Genomic DNA, 18,297 nt, shown 5'->3' with positions numbered 1-18,297 from the left:
AGGGCCCGCCGTGGCGGCGCAGGGGTGGTCGCTGGAGCGGTTGCCGAAGTAGCAGGCCAGGTAGAGGGCCATCGCCTCGGCGACGCGCGGGTCGACCGGGTTGGTGGCGTAGTAGTCCAGGTAGGCCGGCTCCTCGGCCAGAGCCGGGTGCGGCTGGCGGTGGCCGCCCGGGCCGGTCACGTCAGGTCCGCGGCGTCGACGGGCAACTCCGACAGGCGCCACTCCAACATGCCGTCGTCGAGGCGGATCGCCCGCCGTCCGCGGTCGGTCAGCAGGCGCACGGCGTCGTAGGCCAAGACGCAGTACTTGCCGCGGCAGTAGACGACGATCTCCAGGTCCTCGGGCAGCTCGTTGATCCGGGCGGCCAGCTCGCCGACCGGGATGGAGACGGCTCCGGGAATGTGCCCGGCCCGGTACTCCTCCACCGGCCTCACGTCGAGAACGACAACGTCCCCGGCGGCGATCCGGATCCGCAGTTCCTCGCGGCTGAGCTCGGCTGAGGCGTCCTCGCCGAGGTAGGCGTCGCGCGCGGCGGGCACAGTGGGCTGGTGGCGGTCGGCGACCTTGCGCAGCAGGGCGAACAGCTGGGCGACGTCGTCGCCTGCGAGCCGGTAGTGGATGCGCACGCCTTCGCGGCGGGTGACGACGAATCCGGCTTGTTTGAGGGTCTGCAGGTGCGCCGAGGCGGTGGTCAGGTTCAGCCCGGCCGCCTTCGCCAGCGCGTCGACGGTGCGCTCGCCCTGGGCCAACAGATCCAGCAGTTCCAGGCGTTTTCCGCTGGCCAGCGCCTTGCCGCTGCTCGCGAACGCCTCGTACAACCGCGCCTTCGTAATGCTCTTGGTGTTCTCCGACATGACATCCTCCATGAATCCATGGATTACGGTAGTCGAGTCGGGTGGGTGTGACCACACGCCCCGCCCCGAGGTCTTGGAGGACGCCGTGGGCTTCTCGGACGATCACCTCATACCGCTCGACGAAGGACTGGGCCACAGCGCCCACCTGCTCGACCTCGGCCATGGACGCGCCCCGGCCATGGACGCCAGCCGCGGCCTGCGCTCCCTGCGGGCGGCAGCCGAGCGGCACGGGCTGCGCGTCGCGTTCGCCGCGGACGCCGCCCGCACCGACCTCGGCCCCGACCGCACCGAGGAACTCGCCCGCGCCCAGAACCACTCGCTCAAGCGGCTGGCCGCGCTGCCGGACGCCACCGAGGTGTGGCCCACGCACGGTGCGGGCTCGTTAGGCGGCCACGTCGTCGGCGTCCGCCCGGCAGCCGCCTACGCCGCCGGGCGCATCCCAGGTTCTCTGCCGATCCCGCTGCGCGACCAGTTCGCCACCTGGCTCGGCTGGCTCCTGCCCGACACCGCGCCACTCGCTTTCGTCGTCAACGACGACCAGGATCTGAGCGGGATCGTCTGGCAGGCGTACAAGATCGGCTACGAGCACCTCACCGGCGGCATGGACGCCTGGTTCGCCGATGGCAAGCCCAGGCGCCACCACCGCGTTCTGCTGCTACTGGATCACCGCGAGGCGTCTCCCTCCGCATTGCCCGGCCAGGGCTGGTTCGGCATGCGCAGCGTGAGAAGGGCGACGTCGTCGAGTCCAGGGGGCTGGACCCGGCTCAGAAGCTGGTCGGTGAAGGACGGCAGGGGGCGGTGAGCGAGGACCGCGGCGTGCTGTCGCAGGCGGTTCAGACCGTCGTCGATGGTTCGCCCGGGTGCCTCGATGAGACCGTCGGTGTACAGCAGCAGCGTGCAGCCGGGCGGCAACACCACCGTGGCGTCGGGACGGCGCGTGCTGATTCCGGTTCCCAGCAGCAGGCTGTGCCCGCCTGTCAGGTACTCGGTCAAACCGTCACGGGTGACGAGGAGAGGTGGGGGGTGGCCCGCGTTGCTCCATGTCAGCTGCCAACTCCCGTCGTCCGCCCGAGTGACTCTGGCGCAGACGAGGGTGGCCATGGTGACGTCGGTGATCGGCATGATCGCCTCGTCGAGGCGCTCCACGATGCGGCTGGGCGGTGTCTGCTGGGACCACGCGTAGGCGCGCAACATGTTCCGCAGCTGGGCCATACCGGCCGTGGCCTCCAGGTCGTGACCGACCACGTCACCGATGGCCAACGCGGTCGCGCCATCGGACAGGGTGAAGGCGTCATACCAGTCCCCGCCCACCTGTGAGGCGTCCGGCGCGGGCAGGTAGCGCACGGCCAGTTGCAGCCCGGGCACACGGGGCATCTGCGGCAGCAGGTGATTCTGCATGGTCTCGGCGATCGCGCGCTGGCGCTGGTAGAGACGCGCGTTGTCCAGCGCCAGGCTGGCACGGCGGGCGATGTCCTCGATCAGGGGCAGGTCCGCGGCGGTGAAGCTCTCCAGCTTGTCCGCCCGGCCGAGAGTAAGGGCGCCCAGCACCTCCCTGGTGCCACGGAGCGGGACGACCACGGCCGACCGGATGCCGGTGGCGTCGAACAGACGACGCTGCTCGACGGCGATGCCCGAGTCCGGGGGGCTGCGGTAGACGTCCGGCTCGACCAGCGCCGAGGCCACCCCGCGCAGGGCGCGCGACAGCGGCATCGTGGAGTGCTCGGGCACGGGCGGCATCGGCCCCTGGAGTTCCTCATACGGCACGAGACGGCCCCCCTCGGAGTGGACGACGGCGGTTCGCCACACTTCGTCGTGCTCCGTGATCAGGTCGATGACGGCCCAGTCCGCGAGCCTGGGCAGAACCAGGGCTACCAGCCGGTGCAGGGCCTCGTCGACGTTGAGGGTTGAGGTCAGCCGGGTCGTCGTTTCGGCCAGCAAGGCCAGTCGTTCCAGTTCGCCCATCGGTTCCGCGGTCCGCTCCGGGCGCGCTCCCGCGGGGCGCTCCTGCTCTCGCGGGTGGAAGATCACCAGCGTTCCGGCGCCTCGGCCCTCCAGGGCGTAGGGGGTGATGAGCCAGGAAACGGACAGGACGGAGCCGTCCGCACGGGCAAAGTAGTCGTCGTCGCCCTGAGCCGGGTGACCGGCGTGGAACGCCTGCCGCATGGCGCACTGGCTGACGTGCAACGGCTGGCCCCGGGCCCCGCGGTGCAGCAGTTCATGGGCGTCCTGTCCGACAAGCTCTTCGGCCCGGCGGCCCAGCATCCGCTCGGCGCGGCTGTTGGCGGCGATGATGTGACCCTGCTCGTCGACGAGGTACGCACTGGCCCCGATGGCCTCCAAGGCCACGGTGAATCCTGGACGCACCGCATGCCTGGCCTCATCATGTGCCCCTGTCATCGTCCGGCCTCCTCCTGGTCGCGTGCTGCCCGGTCGCTGCTGCCCTGAGGAGTGTCTCTCCGGGGCCCCTGAGTCCTACCCTCCATATGCCCCTCGAAGGCGATAGGCTCTCACGCCTTCTTGGCGCCCGAGGCCGCACATCCTGCCGCCCGAGCGGCTTCAGCAGGCCGCGAGGCCGGCCGGCGGCGCCCTCCCTCCGGGCAGCTCCGGGCCACTCGCGTTCTCGACGCCCGGGGGGGCGACGCAACGACCCGCTCCGAGTCGGGGCAGGACGGCATCATCCTCATCATGTCCGCGATGGCGGTGCTGCTCACCTTCGTGCTGATCACCGTGGCCGTTCTCGGCGTGCTCAACTCCGTGCTCCTCGACACCCGGGAAGGCATCCACGACCTGGGCGTCTGCAGGGCGATCGGCATGACGCCGCGGCAGACCATGGGCCTCGTGCTCGCCCCGGTGGCCGTGATCGGCGTGATCGGCGGGCTGATCGGCGTCCCTGCGGGGTACGCGCTGCATCACGTCGTCATGCCGGTGATGGGGCGGGCCGTAGGCACCAGCCTGCCGTCGCCCGTCCTCGACGTGTACGGGCCTTTCCAGCTGCTCCTGCTGGGGCTCGGCGGGGTCGTGATCGCGGTGCTGGGCGCGCTGCTCCCGGCCGGCTGGGCGGCCAGGGCCCGTACGGCCACGGCGCTGCGCACCGAGTAGTGCCCGGTGGAGCGCCAGCCGCTCGGCCCCTCCCGCGCCCGGCCGGCGGGACACGTCCGACGGCCTGAGCTGCGGAAGCACCATGCCGCCCCGGTTCCGGTACGACGACCGGGACCCACATGGGCGGGGCAGTCGAGGTATGCCTGACAGCACGCCCGCGACGGCCGCCATCAACTCCTGGGTGCCGTCGCGGCGAACGCCGCCCGGTACGCGGTGGGCGTCGTGCCCAGGACGCGCCGGAAGTGCAGCCGCAGGTTGGACGGGCTGCCCAGCCCGCACCGGTCGGCGATGTGGTCGACGGCGAGTCCGGTGGTCTCCAGCAGTTCCCGGGCACGGTCGAGCCGGGCGGCGAGCAGCCACCGCAGGGGCGTCGTGCCGGTCTCGGTGACGAACCGCCGGGCGAAGGTCCGCGGAGCCATGTGCGCGTGGGCGGCGAGCCGTGGGACCGTCAGCGGTTCGTGCAGACGGGCCAGGGCCCACGCCCGGGTGGCCGCGAGGGTGGCGCCGGGTTCCTCAGTGGCCAGCGGCCGTGTGATGTACTGCGCCTGCCCGCCGTCGCGGTGGGGCGCCGAGACCAAGGTGCGCGCCACCTGGTTCGCCGTCCGCGCGCCCAGGTCACGTCGCACCAGATGCAGGCACAGGTCGATGCCGGCGGCGACGCCCGCCGAGGTCAGTACCTGTCCCTCGTCCACGTAGAGCACACGCGGGTCCACCGACACCTTGGGGTGCCGCGCGGCCAGTTCGTCGGCGTACTTCCAGTGGGTGGTGGCCTTGCGGCCGTCCAGGACGCCGGCTGCCGCCAGCGCGAAGGCGCCGGTGCAGATCGACACCAGTCGCCGGCCCCGGGTGTGGGCCTCGGCCAGTGCGGCGAGTACGTCCTCGGGGAGCTCTCGCCGGTGCGGCGCGTACCCCGGGACGATGACGGTGTCCGCCTCGTGTACGGCCTCCAGTCCGGCGGTCACCGTGACCGCGAAGCCCGCGGCGGTCGTGACCGGGCGCGTGGTCCGTCCGCACAGAGTCAGTTGGTAGGGGTCACCGGGTACGGCGATGAAGACCTGGGCCGGGATGCCCAGATCCAGGGGCAGTACGTCGTCCATGACCAGCACCGCCACTCGATGCGGTGCGACAGTGGTGGCAGCTTCCTCGCGCATAATGGCAAGTCTGCCACTTTCAGGCGGAGTTGGTGCGGGCGATCGTTTGTGCCATGACCGATGTGACGACCACCGGCGTACCGCCGCTGCCCGACTCGCCCGTCGCCCGCCGCGCGCTGGCCCTGGTACGCGAGACGGAGTCCACCGCGACCGCCAATCACAGCGTCCGCAGCGCGCTGTTCGCCCGCATCCGTGCCGATCACGAAGGCGCGGAGCCGGGACGTGACTATGATCCGGAGCTGCTGTTCCTGGCCTGCGTCCTGCACGACATCGGCCTGACGCCGGCCGGTGACCGCCACCAGCGGTTCGAGGTGGACGGCGCCGACACGGCCGCGGAGTTCCTCACCGCGCAGGGCCTGCCGGCTGTCGATGTCGACGCCGTGTGGGAGGCCGTCGCCCTGCACACGACACCGGGCATCGCCGAGCGCCGCGGCACCCTGTGCGCCCTGGTGCACCAGGGGACCGGCATGGACTTCGGCCTGGACACCGATTGCGTGGACGACGCCACCGGCGCCGCAATCCACGCCGGCTATCCGCGACTGTCCATGGCCACCACCCTCACCGACGAGATCACTGGTCAGGCTCGCAACCGCCCGGAGAAGGCCCCGCCCTTCAGCCTCGCGTCCGAACTCCTGCGGGAGAGGTCCGTGCCACCGCACAGGACTCGCATGGAGACCATGGCCGACGCCGCGCGCTGGGGCAACTGAGCATGACCACGTACGGAATCCTGCTGTTCGACTCGGCGCAGGAACTCGACTTCACCGGCCCGTGGGAGGTGTTCACCACCTCCGCCGGACTGCGGGGCGGCGCGGACGACGTCCTGCTCATCGCCGAGCGCGCGGCCCCCGTCCGGTGCTCCCAGGGCATGCGCGTCCTGCCGGACCACACACTCGGTGACCACCCGCCTCTGGACGTCGTCCTCGTCCCGGGCGGTCACGGTGCCCGGGAGGCCGAGACCCGCAACGAGCGGGTCACCGGCTGGCTCACCGGCACCGCCGAGCGCGCGGCCTGGGTGGTCGGCGTCTGCACCGGGACCTTCCTGCTGCACGCCGCCGGCCCCGCCCGAGCCCGCCGGGTCGCCACACACTGGCAGTACGAGGACGCGCTCGAAGAGCGCGGTGACGTCACCGTCGTACGCGACGCCCGCTATGTCGTCGACGGCAACCTCCTCACCAGTCAGGGCGTCTCCGCCGGCATCGACAGCACCCTGTGGCTCGTCGGCCACCTGCACGGACGCGAGCACGCCCGCGCCGTGCGCCGTTCCCTCCAGTACGACCCGGCTCCTCCCTACCTGGCGGACGAACCCGCCGCCCCGCCCCTGCCCGACCGAGAAACGGAGTACCGACCCACATGAACCGCCGGACCCTCCTGCACGCCACCACTGCCCTCGGGACCGCGGCACTGATGGCCGGCGCCACGGCCCGGGCCGACGCCGCCGAGCCCGAGGCCCCCCGACGGGACCGGCCGCTGCGCGTCCACGTGGTCATGTTCGACGGCGTGGAGGAACTCGACTTCTCCGCCCCCTACGAGGTGTTCTCCGCCTCCGGCTACTTCACCGACCGGGAAGTGGAGACTCGCTATGTGACGCTCGACGGTCCGCGTACCGTCAAGGCTGCCTACGGCACCCGACTGCGCGTGGACCACGCGTGGGCACCCGAGCAGGCGGACCTCCTCGTCGTCCCCGGCGGCGGCTACGCACGCCGCGAGGATCCCGGCGTGTGGGCCGAGATCCGGCGCGGCTCACTGCCACGGGCCCTGGCCGCCGCCGCCCGCCCGGGCCTGACCGTCAGCGCGCTGTGCACCGGCGTGATGCTGCTCTCCGCCGCCGGACTGACGTCCGGGCGCCCCTGCACCACCCATCACCGGGCGCGGGCCGACCTGGAGCAGCAGGGCGGCGTAGTGAAGAACGCCCGCGTGGTCGACGACGGCGACCTGGTCACCGCGGGCGGGGTCACCTCCGGACTGGACCTCGCCTTGTGGCTGGTACGCCGCGAGCTCGGAGCGGATGCCGCGGTCGGTCTGGAAGAGATGCTCGAGTACGAGGCACGCGGCACGGTGTGGACTGCGCGAAGCGGTCGGTGAAGGGGCTCCTTTGACGCCTCCTTCCCACGCCGAGCCCCTCGCCCCGGCGGTTCAGGAAGCCGTTTCGACAGGGCGGACCAAGCAGTACTCGTGGCGGCTGTGGCCGGATGTCACCTCTGTGGTTCGTCGTCTCTTCCGCAGGATTCGCCGACCCACGACACGTGCGCACCAGTGTCGCGGTGGCGCCCGTGCCCGGCAGGCCGCCTCGGTGCTGTCAGACGCGAGTCCGGAACGCAGACGGGACAGCAGCAGCCGGCGGACGGCAACGGCCTCCCTCCGGGCCGCGCGAGGGCCGCGTTTCGGTCGGGCAGGCTCATTGGCGCCAGGTGCTTCCCCGCGTCGGGCAGGGACGGGCGGGCGCCGCTGTCCGCGCGACCAGGCGCCTGCCGCGTACCGGGTGGCGTCGGTTGCCGCGCATGCCGCTCCGGTCGCGGCCACGGAGCACCGCGTCGGCCAGAAGACGTCCTCGCGTCCGGTTCGTCTCACACACGGTGGCTGTCCGGTTTCCACGGCGAACGACGAGACCACGGACTCGTCCTGGCACTGAGGCTGACGCAGCGGAAGGCCACCGACAGCCCCACTGGGAGAGGCCGCGGCCCACCGCCCCAGCCGTCAGACCTGCGACCCCGGCTTTCGCGCGCTGTGCCGGAAGACGGCGGTGTTCGGCCGCCGACGCTGCCCGCCAGGCACCTGTCAAGGGCGCGCAAGAGACGTGTAAGGTCCGTTGCGGGGTGCCGGGAAGTCTGGTCGGCGATCAGGGAACAGCGGTCTTCGTCAATCGGGGTTGGTCTTCATGGTGCTCGTCGCGGTCTTCGGCGCCGCTCTGCTCATCGCCGTCCTCCTTTCCGGGCTCGCTGCCCGCACCGTGCTGTCCACCTCCCTTCTTTTCCTCGTCGGCGGTGCCCTCGTCAGCGACGGGTTCCTCGGCCTGATCCACATCTCGCCGGAAAGCGACATCGTCGCGGTCACCGCCGATCTGGCCTTGTTCGCGGTGCTGTTCACCGACGGTATGCACGTGTCCTTCCCCAAGCTCAAGGAGAACTGGAGGAATCCGGCCCGCGCTCTTGGTCTCGGCATGCCGCTCGCCTTCGTCGGGATGGCGCTGATCACCCACTACCTGGTCGGGCTGGACTGGACGACTTCCTTCCTCGTGGGCGCCGTACTGGCACCCACGGACCCCGTGTTCGCCTCGGCGATCGTCGGCCGCAAGGAAGTGCCGGCCAAGCTGCGGCAGTTGCTGAACGTGGAAAGCGGCATCAACGACGGGCTCGCCCTGCCGGTGGTTCTCGTCCTCATCGCTGCCGCCGGCCCGGCCGGCGGCCACGCGGAGTCAGCTTTCGGGACGATCGCTCTTGAACTCGGGCTGGGCCTCGCCTTCGGTGTGGTGCTGCCGTTGCTGGTGAACGGGCTCGTGCGGTTCCGGCTGCTGGGAGCGGAGCCCAAGTTGCAGCCGCTGCTGCCCCTGGCCACCGGAATCATCCTGTACGCCGCCTGCCATCTGACCCACGCCAACCCTTACCTGGCCGCCTTCTCCGCAGGAGCCGTGCTCACCGCCGTGTCACCGGAGGCGAAGACTGCTTTCGAACCGCTGGGTGAGGCGCTCGCGGAGCTGGCCAAGTTCGCCGCGTTGCTGGTCTTCGGGGCGCTGCTGACGCCCCAGCTCTTCGCCGACCTGTCCTGGACCGGCTACGTGGCGGTGGTCCTGGCGATCCTGCTGGTGCGGCCCGCCTCGATGATGGTCTCGCTCGTCGGCACGCGGTTCGACCGACGGGAGAAGCTCGTGGCCGCGTGGTTCGGGCCCAAAGGCTTCGCCTCCGTGGTCTACGGGCTTCTCGTGCTGCAGGCCGACATCCCGCAGGGGGAGCAGGCGTACACGCTCATCGCGGTCTGCATCGCCTTCTCAATCATCGCTCACAGCAGCACCGACGTGCCCATCGCGAAGATCTTCGAGGTCGAGGACCTGGCCGGCATCCCGGAGTCGGCGAGCAGCGCGCGGACGCGGGTCGCGAGCGAGGAGGACGGGCAGGGCCACCGGTCGTGAACACCACGTGCGCCGGCCAGGATGGAGGAGAAAATGAGCGTGGGGCCCGCGGAACCGCGTGTGTGGCGTGCGGGCTGGCTGGCCCGCGTGGCGGCCGCGGGAACGTGCCTGTCGTTCGTGACGTTCGTTGAGCGTCCCGCCGGGGGCACGCTGGCCGACCCGCAGCCCGGCACGTTGTTCTTCGCGGTGTGGACGTCCCTGGTGGCTGGGTGGCTGTGCTGCCGAGTGGGACTGTGGCGCCTCGCCGCGGACCGGGACGGGGTGCACATCCGCAGGATGTGGACCGTGACGTTCCTGCCGTGGTCGAAGATCGGGCGAGTGGAGCTGCGGCGCGATGGGTTGCTCGAGTTCTCGGGGACGACGGAATTTCCGCTGGCGGGCCTGTTCGTGCCGTCCTGGGCCGACAGGCTGATGGGACGCCGACGAGCCGGAGACCGAGCGGCACAGTTGCTGACCGAGATGGCCAGAAGTCCCGATACGCGTCCACAGGCCCGGGCTGGGCGGGCCACGACCGGCTCGGCATTCGCCCTTAGGGCGTTGCCGCTGGCCGGCGCCCTGTTTGCCGCGGCGGAGTGGGTGAACCACTGACCCGTCTCTCTGCGGGAGGGCTGCGGCGAGTTGATGCCTGACCGGTTTCACCACGCGGTGGCCGCCCTTCGGCCGTCCGGTGCCGCGACCGCACGCCTCCGTGTCCACGTCACCTCGGGCCTGAACGGTCGCTGGGCGCGCCGGGCGCGGTACGGGTGATCATGCCCGGCCCTCAGATCGGCCGCTGAGCAGCCGGGTGGTCAGGTAACCGGAAGGAGCGCACTACCGCGGTGGCGCAGGCGATCACCAGACTGGTGGCCCACCCGGCCAGCCCCCTCAACGCATCGACAATGCTTGTGCCGCTCTCGACGCCGCGCGGAGGGACCAGCCCTTGCGGGTCGTAGACGAGTGTCAGCGCGTCCCCGGGACGGGTGGACTGTGTGCACCCTCGCCAGATCCGGGCTGTGGAGGGGGCTCCGTCACGGCTTGCCACCGAGCAGAAGTAGCGGTCCCGCGCCTCGGATGCGTCCTGGCTCTCCTGGACGGACGTCACGACCACGGATCGTTCCTGCCCCCGTGCCGTCAGGACCACGCCGACGGCCGCCTGAGGCGTGTGCAGTGCGAGGCCCACGGCCAGGACCGCGACGACACCCACCAGTGCCCGGCCGGCACGTACCAGGAGCAGGTAGAGGACAAGGCTCAGCGCGCACACCACACCCACGTCGCCCGCGCGGAACGCCGCATTGCCGGTCCAGGCACCGAAAAGGCCGGCGCCCACAATCAGTCCCGTGCCCAGGACTCCGGCGACGAGGCCCTCTGCGATCAGCCACCGAGGCGGCAGACCCGTGAACTCCGCCGGCCCCCAGACCATGGCGCGTACACGAGTTGCCGCCTGCGACTCGGCTGCGGACGGGTCCCCGCGCCGTCTGCTCATTCGTCGTACTCCTCACGCCCGCAACGGGCGCGAGCCCCCGACTCCAGTTCTTTGCATTATGCAAAACACGGAACGGTCTCGTCATTCCCAGCCGAGAGGGGACAGCTCGGCGTCGGCGACCGAAGCGGGGGGCTCTGCGCCCGCCTCGTTGAAGGCGGCCAGGGCGTCGATCAGTACCCGCCGCTGCTCCGGACTCAGGCGTTCGACGATGACGGCGATCTCCGTGCGCCGCCGGACGGTGACCTCCTCGACCGTGCGTCGCCCCTCCGGCGTGAGCCGCAGCAGGGTCTCCCTCCGGTTGCCCGGATTGACCTGGCGGTCCGCAAGTCCGGCGGCGATGAGCCGGTCCACCATGCGCATGGCCGTCGAGGGGGCGACGCGGAGGTGCTCGGCGAGAGCGACGAGTTTGGTGGCGCCCCGGGTGGACAGGACGACCAGCATCCTGAACTGCGGCAGCGTGACCCGGTCCTCCACAGCGGACAGGGAACGGGCGGAGACCGCCACCAGCAACCGTGAGGCGGTCAGCACCTCACGCGTGACCGCTTCGACGTCCTCCATGGTCCCCTCGCGGGACTCGTGCTCCACCATGGGTCCTTTCTACCCGGCCCCTTCATTTAGACTGTGCAAAATTTTGTCTGCCGAAGTGACAGCCAGTGGGTCCTCTGCCCCGTCGGGACAGGAGGGAGCCCCGGCCACCCCTGGAAGGCGAGCATGACACGCAAGGAAGCAGACCCCGCCAGACCCCACGTTCCCACCGGTTGGCGCCGACTGGCCGCTCGTGCGCCCATCCTCCTGTTCCGGGTCGGTCTGGGGCCGCTCCTCGGCCGACGGTTCCTCCTGCTGCGCCACGTGGGCCGTATCAGCGGAAGCGACCGCCAGGTGGTCCTCGAAGTGGTGACGTACGAGGCGCCGTATCGCTGCTGGACGGTCGCCTCCGGCTTCGGGCCGGGCTCCGACTGGTACCGCAACCTGCGCGCCCAGCCGAAGACGGTCGTGCAGTTCGGCAACCGCCACCACGCCGTCACCGCCCACTTCCCCACTCCGGAGGAAGGCGCCGACATCATGGCGGGCTACGGACGAGAACGCCCCCGCACCGCCCGTCGCCTGTGCACGTACCTCGGGCTGCCCGCCGAGGGCACCGAGTCCGCGTTGCGCGAGGCCGGGCGCGCGATCCCCTTCGTCCGCCTCGTGGCGGACGTCCTTCCACCGGACTCGCCCCGCCGACCGTGACACCACGCCACCATGGAAGTGAGTGACAGTGCCGAACCCCACTCCCGACTCGATATGGCTGCGCTTTCTCACAGACAGCGAAGAAGCCATCGCGCGGTCCGCGCCGAAAGAGCCGTCGGCACGGGAAAGGTCTCGGCATCCGGAAGGCAACGCCCATGTCGGCGAAACCTGGTGCCGTGACGACGCCCTGGGCGAACCCTCATGGCACCGTCTCGATACCCGCGGGAGGGTACGCCGCCTCGGGCGCATCCTGGGAGGCGCTGCCGCGCTCGCCGTTCTGCTGGGGCTCTTCTCCTGCCTTCCCGAAGCTCCGCCAGGCCTGCCCGGGGTGCCCGAGGAAACGGTGCCGCCCCAGACGACCAGTGCCGTAGTCGAGTCACCGGGCCCCGTTCGCCCGTCCTTGCGGGCGCCGGAGGCGACGTGAGACGGCTCCGGGACCGACACACGGGCCGGCTCCGCCCCCGAACCCCGGAACGCCAACCCCAACGTGCTCGCCAGGGCCCAGGGGACGGGCGGCCGACGGGAAGTGCGTCACGAGTGCACGACTCGTCCCAGGGGGCGGTGTGGGAGGCAGGGAGACGGCCGGGAGGCGTGTGACCGGCTATGGCAGGTTTTCAGGAGAGCGCCTCCCCCGGGCGTCGGCTGACTTGGGCGGGCCGGTGAGCACCCGGCCCCCGCACTGGCCGTCTGACCTCGCTCCTCCGCACCTGCCGACCGGACGTTTCCCGCCGTCCACCAAATGACCGGCGCGTGCCCCGGGGGCTCACTGCCTGCCTCGGGAGCGATCCCGAGGACTCGCATCAGCCCCTCCACACCGCTTTTTCGATTCGAGCCGGACCACGATGGACTTGGACGTGGGGGTGTTGCTCACCTCGGCCGTGGAGTCCAGGGGGACGAGGACGTTGGTCTCCGGGAAGTAGGCCGCACAGCAGCCGCGGGGCGTGGAGTACGCGACCGTGCGGAATGACGGTGCCCGGCGTTCGACGCCGTCGGAGAACTCGCTGACGACATCGACCAGGTCGCCGTCGGACAGACCGCGTGCGGCGAGGTCGTCCGGGTGGACGAAGAGCACCCTGCGGCCCTGGTGGATGCCGCGGTAGCGGTCGTCGAGGCCGTAGATGGTGGTGTTGTACTGGTCGTGCGAGCGAAGGGTCTGGAGGATGAGCCGTCCCTGCGGCACGCGCAGCACGTCCAGTGGGTTGACGGTGAAGTTGGCCAGCCCGGTCCTGGTGGGGAAGCGCCTCTCGTCCCTGGGTGGGTGGGGCAGCGCGAAGCCCCCCGGCTCGCGCACGCGGGCGTTGAAGTCCTCGAAGCCGGGGACGACCCGTTCGATCCGGTCCCGGATGCGGTCGTAGTCCGCCTCGAACTCCGCCCAGGGCACCCGCGGAGCGTCGTCCCCGAGGGCCGCCCGCGCCATCCGGCAGATGATGGCGACCTCGCTCAGCAGGGCTTCCGACGCCGGCGCGAGCCGCCCTCGCGAGAGGTGGACCATGCCCATGGAGTCCTCGACCGTCACCAGCTGGGGCCCGGTGGGCCGCAGGTCCGCCTCGGTGCGCCCCAGGCAGGGCAGGATGAGCGCCTGGCGGCCGGCCACCGCGTGGGAGCGGTTGAGCTTGGTGGAGATCTGCACCGTGAGGTCGCAGGTGCGCAGGGCCCGCTCGGTGAGGTCGGTGTCGGGGGCCGCGGCGACGAAGTTGCCGCCGAGCGCCACGAAGACCCGGACCCGCCCGTCGCGCATCGCCCGTATGGTCTCCACCGCGTCGTGGCCGTGGTGGGCGGGCGGCACGAAACCGAATTCGGCACCGAGCGCGTCGAGGAAGGAGGGGTCCGGCTTCTCGTGGATGCCCATGGTCCGGTCGCCCTGGACGTTGGAGTGGCCCCGCACCGGGCAGAGGCCGGCGCCGGGGCGCCCCACGTTGCCGCGCAGCAGGAGGAAGTTGACGACCTCGCGGATGGTCGGCACGGAGTGGCGGTGCTGGGTGAGGCCCATCGCCCAGCAGACGACGATCTTCTCGGCGGCCAGTACGTCCTGGAACGCCTCCCCGATCTCCTGCGCCTGGAGACCGGTGGCTTCCAGGATGTCGTCCCAACGGGCCTTGCGGGCCTGCTCGGCGAAGGCTTCGAAGCCGTGGGTGTGCGCGGCGATGAATTCGCTGTCGAGCACTGCTCCCGGAGCATCGTCCTCGGCCTCGAGGAGCATGCGGTTGAAGGCCTGGAACAGGGCCTGGTCGCCGCCGAGCCTGATCTGCAGGAACCGGTCGGACAGCTGGGTTCCGCCGCCGACCACGCCGGAGGGGCGCTGGGGGTTCTTGAACCTCAGGAGCCCCGCCTCCGGCAGCGGGTTGACCGAGACGACGCGGGCCCCGCACTCCTTCGCCTTCTCCAGGGCCGAGAGCATCCGGGGGTGGTTGGTCCCCGGGTTCTGCCCCACGACCAGGACCAGGTCGGCCTCGTACAGGTCCTCCAGCCGGACGCTGCCCTTGCCGATGCCGATGGTCTCGACCAGGGCGGAACCGCTGGACTCGTGGCACATGTTCGAGCAGTCCGGCAGGTTGTTGGTGCCGAACAGCCGGACGAAGAGTTGGTAGACGAACGCGGCCTCGTTGCTCGCTCGTCCGGAGGTGTAGAAGGCGGCCTGGTCCGGTGAGTCGAGCGTTCGCAGTTCCCGGGCGATGACCTGGAACGCGTCGTCCCAGGAGATCTCCCGGTACCGGTCGCTGCCCGCGGGGCGGTACATGGGACGGGTGAGGCGTCCCTGCTGGCCAAGCCAGTAGTCGCTGCGTTCGGCGAGGGCGTCCAGGGTGTGCTCGGCGAAGAACTCGGGGGTGACCCGGCGCACGGTGGCCTCCTCCGCCACCGCTTTGGCGCCGTTCTCGCAGAACTCCGCACGATGCCGGTGCTCGGGCTCCGGCCAGGCGCATCCCGGGCAGTCGAATCCCTTCTTCTGGTTGACGCTCAGCAGGGTGAGCAGACTGCGGCGGGCACCCATCTGCGTGTGGGCGTGGCGCAGCGAGGAGGTGACCGCCGGAATGCCTGCGGCGTAGTCCTTCGGCGGCCCCACCCGCAGACGGGAGTCACCAGGGTCCTCGGCAGGTGCCTTGCGGGTCATCGGCAGCGCTCCGCTGTGTCGGGAAAGGGGGTACGGGGGTACGGGAGGGCAGTGGGCGTCGCGGGGAACGAAGCGGGAGTGGCCGGGGCGGCCTGTGCCGGGCGGAGCGGGAATCCGGCTCTGCGCCCGGCACCGTTCCCGGGCTGCCGGCTCGCCCCTGACGGCTACTGGGACAGCTGGGTGCCCAGTCGGGCCTGGACCCACTCGTGGAACTCACCGATGTGGTGCTCGCTCGGCACCAGGACGCCGCCCTTGGCGTACAGACGGGAGCCCATGGCCGGCTGGCAGCGCTCACACGCGTCGAAGTCCTGCCGGTTGACCCGGTCGAACAGCTCCACCGACCTGCTGACGTCCTTGCCGCTCTCCACGACGTGCGGCAGATACAGCCAGTCGCACTCCACGATGGTCCGGTCGACCGCCACCGGGTACATCCGGTGGAAGATCACGTGATCGGGGACCAGGTTGATGAACACCTGCGGCCGCACCGTGATCGCGTAGTACCGGCGGTCCTGGTCCTCGGAGACCGTGGGGATGCGGTCCAGGCCCTCCGATCCGTCGACCGTGAACCCCTGGACGTCGTCCCCGAACTCGGCGCCGTGTCCCACGTAGAACTGGGCGGCGTAGCCGTCGGCGAACTCGGGCAGGACCTCGGTGAGTTCTGGGTGGATCGTCGCGCAGTGGTAGCACTCCATGAAGTTCTCGATGATCAGTTTCCAGTTCGCCCGCACGTCGTAGACGATCCGCCTGCCGACCTCCAGGCCCTCGACGCCGTAGCGGTCGATGGACTCCACGTCGCCCAGGCGCGCCATGACGTCCGCGATCACCGACTGCTCGAAGGAGGGCGGGTTCTCGGCCAGGCACACCCACACGTAGCCCAGCCACTCGCGCACCGCGACACTCGCCAGGCCGTACTCGGTCCGGCCGACGTCGGGCATCTTCGTCAGGTTCGGAGCCGCGACGAGCTTGCCTTCGAGGTCGTAGGTCCAGGCGTGGTACGGGCACTGGAACGCCCGCTTGACCTCGCCGGACTCCTCCGTGCAGAGCTTGGCGCCCCGGTGCCGGCACACGTTGAAGTAGGCGCGGACGGACTTGTCCCGCGACCGGGTCACCAGGATGCTCTCGCGCCCGACGTCCACGGTCCTGAAGGCGCCGGGCTTGGCCAGGTCCGACGAGCGTGCCACGCAGAACCACATGGCCTCGAAGATGCGCTCCTGCTCCAGCCGGAAGATCTCCGGGTCCGTGTAGTGATCACCGGGGAGGGTCGCGATCAGGCTCTCCGGCAGGTCGGTCGTAGTCATTGTTCACCTCGAGGGATATGTCGTGGGCGGTAGGTCGTCCGACGGCAGGGAGGTCAGGGGCCGCTTCGGCCCGCCTGGAGGATCGGCCGCCCGACGTGCTCCGTGGCGGCGTCCAGGAGCCAGTCGGCGAGGTATCCGGCGAAGGAGGAGCGGACCAGCACCCAGAGCCCGGGCCTGAGGCCGTCACGGGCGACGAGGACGACCTGCGCGCGGGCCAGGGTGGTCTGCGCGCAGCGGCCGGCCCCGAAGACCCGTGGGTGCAGGTCGAGAGAACAACCGCGGGCGAGGAGGTCGCGGGAGCGGGCCCCGGCGACCAGCAGCGCGGTGCGCTGTGCGGAGACGTCGACGACCGCGCCGTGTTCGTCGCCGATCGCGGACCGCAGTCGCTCGGGCAGGCCGGTCGCCGCGCCGGCCCCGACGACGAGCCACTCGTCGGGGCCGAGCCACAGCACGGCCAGTTCACCACCGCGGTTGACGGTGTTCGGCGCCAGGGGCAGCGGCACCCCCAGAGCCAGGCCGACGGCCTCCGCGGCCGGACTCTTCGGGTCGAGTCGGAGGGTGACCTGGGCGAGGAACGGGAGTCCCGCCAGGCGCAGGGATCCGCGCGAGTCCCGGGTCACGGCGGCGAAGCGATCGGCGGCGTGTTCCAGTGGACTGCGACGGGTCATGGTGTCAGCCATCGCGGCCGGCCCCCTCGGAGTTCATGGCTTGGTTGCCTTATGCGCAACCCACATCAACTTGCGCAACAAACAGTGCAGCCCGTCCGGACCGCTGTCAAGGGGTCTCGACGGGCGGGCGCCACACGACCCCGGGGAAGGCGCAAGCCGTGGCGGCCGAGAGGACCCGGCGCGCCAACTCCTCGCGGACCAACGCCGGATCCGCCCCTTGACCATGAGCCGCTGCGACCGGACTATGTTGCGTATCAGTCTCACTGTTGCGTAATGCGCACTTCAGGAGGGCTCAGTGTCTCTTCGACCCCACCTCGACCGCGAGTTCGTCCTCACCCTCTCGTGTCCTGATCGCTTTGGCCTGGTCCACGCCGTCACGAGCTTCCTCGTCCGGCACTCCGGCAACATCCAGGAAAGCCAGCAGTTCGACGACCGGCTCCAGGACCGCTTCTTCATGCGCGTGCACTTCGAAGTCTCGGACGCGAACACGACGCTGGAAGCCCTGCGGGCCGGCTTCGCACCGGTGGCGGAGGCGTACCGGATCACCTGGCAGCTGCACCACTCGGCGACCCCCACCCGCACGCTGATCATGGTGTCGAAGTTCGGCCACTGCCTGAACGACCTGCTCTTCCGCTGGAGCATCGGCGCGCTGAACATCGAAGTACCGGCGATCGTCTCCAACCACCGCGACTTCGCGCCGCTCGCCGAGAGCCACGGGATCCCGTTCCACCACGTCCCGGTGACTCCGGAGACCAAGCCCGAGGCGGAGGCGCGGCTGCTGGAGCTCGTGGACGAACTCGACGTCGACCTCGTGGTCCTCGCCCGCTACATGCAGATCCTGTCCGACGATCTGTGCAAGCAGCTCGAAGGCCGGGCGATCAACATCCACCACTCGTTCCTGCCGAGCTTCAAGGGCGCACGCCCGTACGCCCAGGCCCACCAGCGGGGGGTCAAGCTCATCGGAGCCACGGCTCACTACGTCACCCCGGACCTCGACGAGGGTCCCATCATCGAGCAGGACGTCGTCCGCGTGGACCACTCGCACAGCCCGGACGACCTGGTCACCCTGGGCCGTGACGTCGAGGCGCAGGTCCTCGCCCGGGCGGTGGAGTGGCACAGCCGGAGCCGGATCATGATCAACGGCAACCGCACGGTCGTCTTCCGCTGAACGACCGCTACCGGAGGAACAGCACACGGAAGGGCGCCCCCCCAGCGGCGCCCGAGCGGGGGGGGGACGGCCGGGGGGGGGAAGGGGGGCGGGGGGGGGGAAAATGCGCCGAACCGCAAACAAAAACCACCCCCG

Annotated in this window: 16 protein-coding genes and 1 pseudogene; 9 read left to right on the top strand and 8 right to left on the bottom strand. The window is 70.7% G+C overall.

What is annotated here, in order from left to right; genetic code table 11:
* Positions 1–176: 176 nt before the first annotated feature.
* Positions 177–854, bottom strand: coding sequence for an ArsR/SmtB family transcription factor (locus ACFW47_RS33595; RefSeq protein ID WP_386288107.1), 678 nt, complete (start codon positions 852–854; stop codon positions 177–179).
* Here ACFW47_RS33595 and ACFW47_RS33590 point away from each other — a divergent pair.
* Positions 832–1,461, top strand: a pseudogene (locus ACFW47_RS33590) (hypothetical protein); the annotation flags it as partial. The gene ACFW47_RS33595 and the pseudogene ACFW47_RS33590 overlap by 23 nt on opposite strands.
* Before the next feature lie 56 nt (positions 1,462–1,517).
* Here ACFW47_RS33590 and ACFW47_RS33585 read toward each other — a convergent pair.
* A complete protein-coding gene (locus ACFW47_RS33585; protein ID WP_386288109.1) occupies positions 1,518–3,251 on the bottom strand; it encodes a SpoIIE family protein phosphatase in 1,734 nt (577 codons plus the stop codon).
* 288 nt (positions 3,252–3,539) lie between these two features.
* Here ACFW47_RS33585 and ACFW47_RS33580 point away from each other — a divergent pair, with 288 nt between their 5' ends.
* Entirely contained in the window at positions 3,540–3,953 is a 414-nt protein-coding gene (locus ACFW47_RS33580; protein ID WP_386308112.1) for an FtsX-like permease family protein, read from the top strand.
* 170 nt (positions 3,954–4,123) lie between these two features.
* On the opposite strand, the gene ACFW47_RS33575 is transcribed toward ACFW47_RS33580, so the two are convergent.
* Positions 4,124–5,104, bottom strand: a complete 981-nt coding sequence (locus ACFW47_RS33575; protein WP_386308111.1) for a GlxA family transcriptional regulator — start codon at positions 5,102–5,104, stop codon at positions 4,124–4,126.
* 53 nt (positions 5,105–5,157) lie between these two features.
* On the opposite strand from ACFW47_RS33575, the gene ACFW47_RS33570 reads away from it, so the two are divergent.
* The 5 genes from ACFW47_RS33570 (at position 5,158) to ACFW47_RS33550 (ending at position 9,815) form a co-directional block, all read left to right on the top strand.
* Entirely contained in the window at positions 5,158–5,811 is a 654-nt protein-coding gene (locus ACFW47_RS33570) for an HD domain-containing protein (RefSeq protein WP_386288116.1), read from the top strand.
* 2 nt (positions 5,812–5,813) lie between these two features.
* Entirely contained in the window at positions 5,814–6,458 is a 645-nt protein-coding gene (locus ACFW47_RS33565; RefSeq protein ID WP_386308110.1) for a DJ-1/PfpI family protein, read from the top strand.
* The gene (locus ACFW47_RS33560; protein ID WP_386308109.1) at positions 6,455–7,186 is read left to right on the top strand and encodes a DJ-1/PfpI family protein; all 732 of its coding nucleotides are present in this window, start codon (positions 6,455–6,457) and stop codon (positions 7,184–7,186) included. Before ACFW47_RS33565 ends, ACFW47_RS33560 begins: the two co-directional genes overlap by 4 nt.
* A 793-nt stretch (positions 7,187–7,979) precedes the next feature.
* On the top strand, positions 7,980–9,227 hold the full coding sequence (locus ACFW47_RS33555; protein ID WP_386288122.1) for a cation:proton antiporter: 1,248 nt from the start codon (positions 7,980–7,982) through the stop codon (positions 9,225–9,227).
* Positions 9,228–9,260: 33 nt separating this feature from the next.
* Entirely contained in the window at positions 9,261–9,815 is a 555-nt protein-coding gene (locus tag ACFW47_RS33550; protein WP_386308108.1) for a hypothetical protein, read from the top strand.
* Positions 9,816–9,987: 172 nt separating this feature from the next.
* On the opposite strand, the gene ACFW47_RS33545 is transcribed toward ACFW47_RS33550, so the two are convergent.
* Both ACFW47_RS33545 and ACFW47_RS33540 read right to left on the bottom strand, forming a co-directional pair.
* Positions 9,988–10,689: a hypothetical protein gene (locus tag ACFW47_RS33545; RefSeq protein WP_386288125.1), complete on the bottom strand. Its 702-nt coding sequence runs from the start codon at positions 10,687–10,689 to the stop codon at positions 9,988–9,990.
* A gap of 81 nt (positions 10,690–10,770) precedes the next feature.
* A complete protein-coding gene (locus ACFW47_RS33540; RefSeq protein WP_386288127.1) occupies positions 10,771–11,277 on the bottom strand; it encodes a MarR family winged helix-turn-helix transcriptional regulator in 507 nt (168 codons plus the stop codon).
* A 123-nt stretch (positions 11,278–11,400) separates the two neighbouring features.
* Between ACFW47_RS33540 and ACFW47_RS33535 the strand changes: the two genes are divergently transcribed.
* Positions 11,401–11,919 carry a nitroreductase family deazaflavin-dependent oxidoreductase gene (locus tag ACFW47_RS33535; RefSeq protein WP_386308107.1) on the top strand — a complete coding sequence of 173 codons (519 nt, stop codon included), beginning with the start codon at positions 11,401–11,403 and terminating at the stop codon, positions 11,917–11,919.
* Between the two features lie 763 nt (positions 11,920–12,682).
* Here ACFW47_RS33535 and ACFW47_RS33530 read toward each other — a convergent pair.
* From ACFW47_RS33530 to ACFW47_RS33520, 3 genes are all read right to left on the bottom strand, one after another.
* The gene (locus tag ACFW47_RS33530; RefSeq protein ID WP_386308106.1) at positions 12,683–15,028 is read right to left on the bottom strand and encodes an FdhF/YdeP family oxidoreductase; all 2,346 of its coding nucleotides are present in this window, start codon (positions 15,026–15,028) and stop codon (positions 12,683–12,685) included.
* Between the two features lie 164 nt (positions 15,029–15,192).
* Positions 15,193–16,326 (bottom strand): aromatic ring-hydroxylating dioxygenase subunit alpha, encoded by a 1,134-nt coding sequence (locus ACFW47_RS33525; RefSeq protein WP_386288131.1) that lies wholly within the window; start codon positions 16,324–16,326, stop codon positions 15,193–15,195.
* A gap of 53 nt (positions 16,327–16,379) precedes the next feature.
* Complete coding sequence (locus tag ACFW47_RS33520; RefSeq protein WP_386308105.1) at positions 16,380–17,006, bottom strand: sarcosine oxidase subunit gamma; 627 nt, start codon at positions 17,004–17,006, stop codon at positions 16,380–16,382.
* A gap of 283 nt (positions 17,007–17,289) precedes the next feature.
* Between ACFW47_RS33520 and purU the strand changes: the two genes are divergently transcribed.
* Complete coding sequence (gene purU, locus ACFW47_RS33515) at positions 17,290–18,162, top strand: formyltetrahydrofolate deformylase (protein ID WP_386308104.1); 873 nt, start codon at positions 17,290–17,292, stop codon at positions 18,160–18,162.
* The last annotated feature ends 135 nt before the right edge of the window (positions 18,163–18,297 follow it).

This window comes from Streptomyces sp. NPDC058796, from assembly GCF_042745235.1.
Taxonomy (GTDB): Bacteria; Actinomycetota; Actinomycetes; order Streptomycetales; family Streptomycetaceae; genus Streptomyces.
This window is presented reverse-complemented; position numbering and strand designations above follow the sequence as displayed.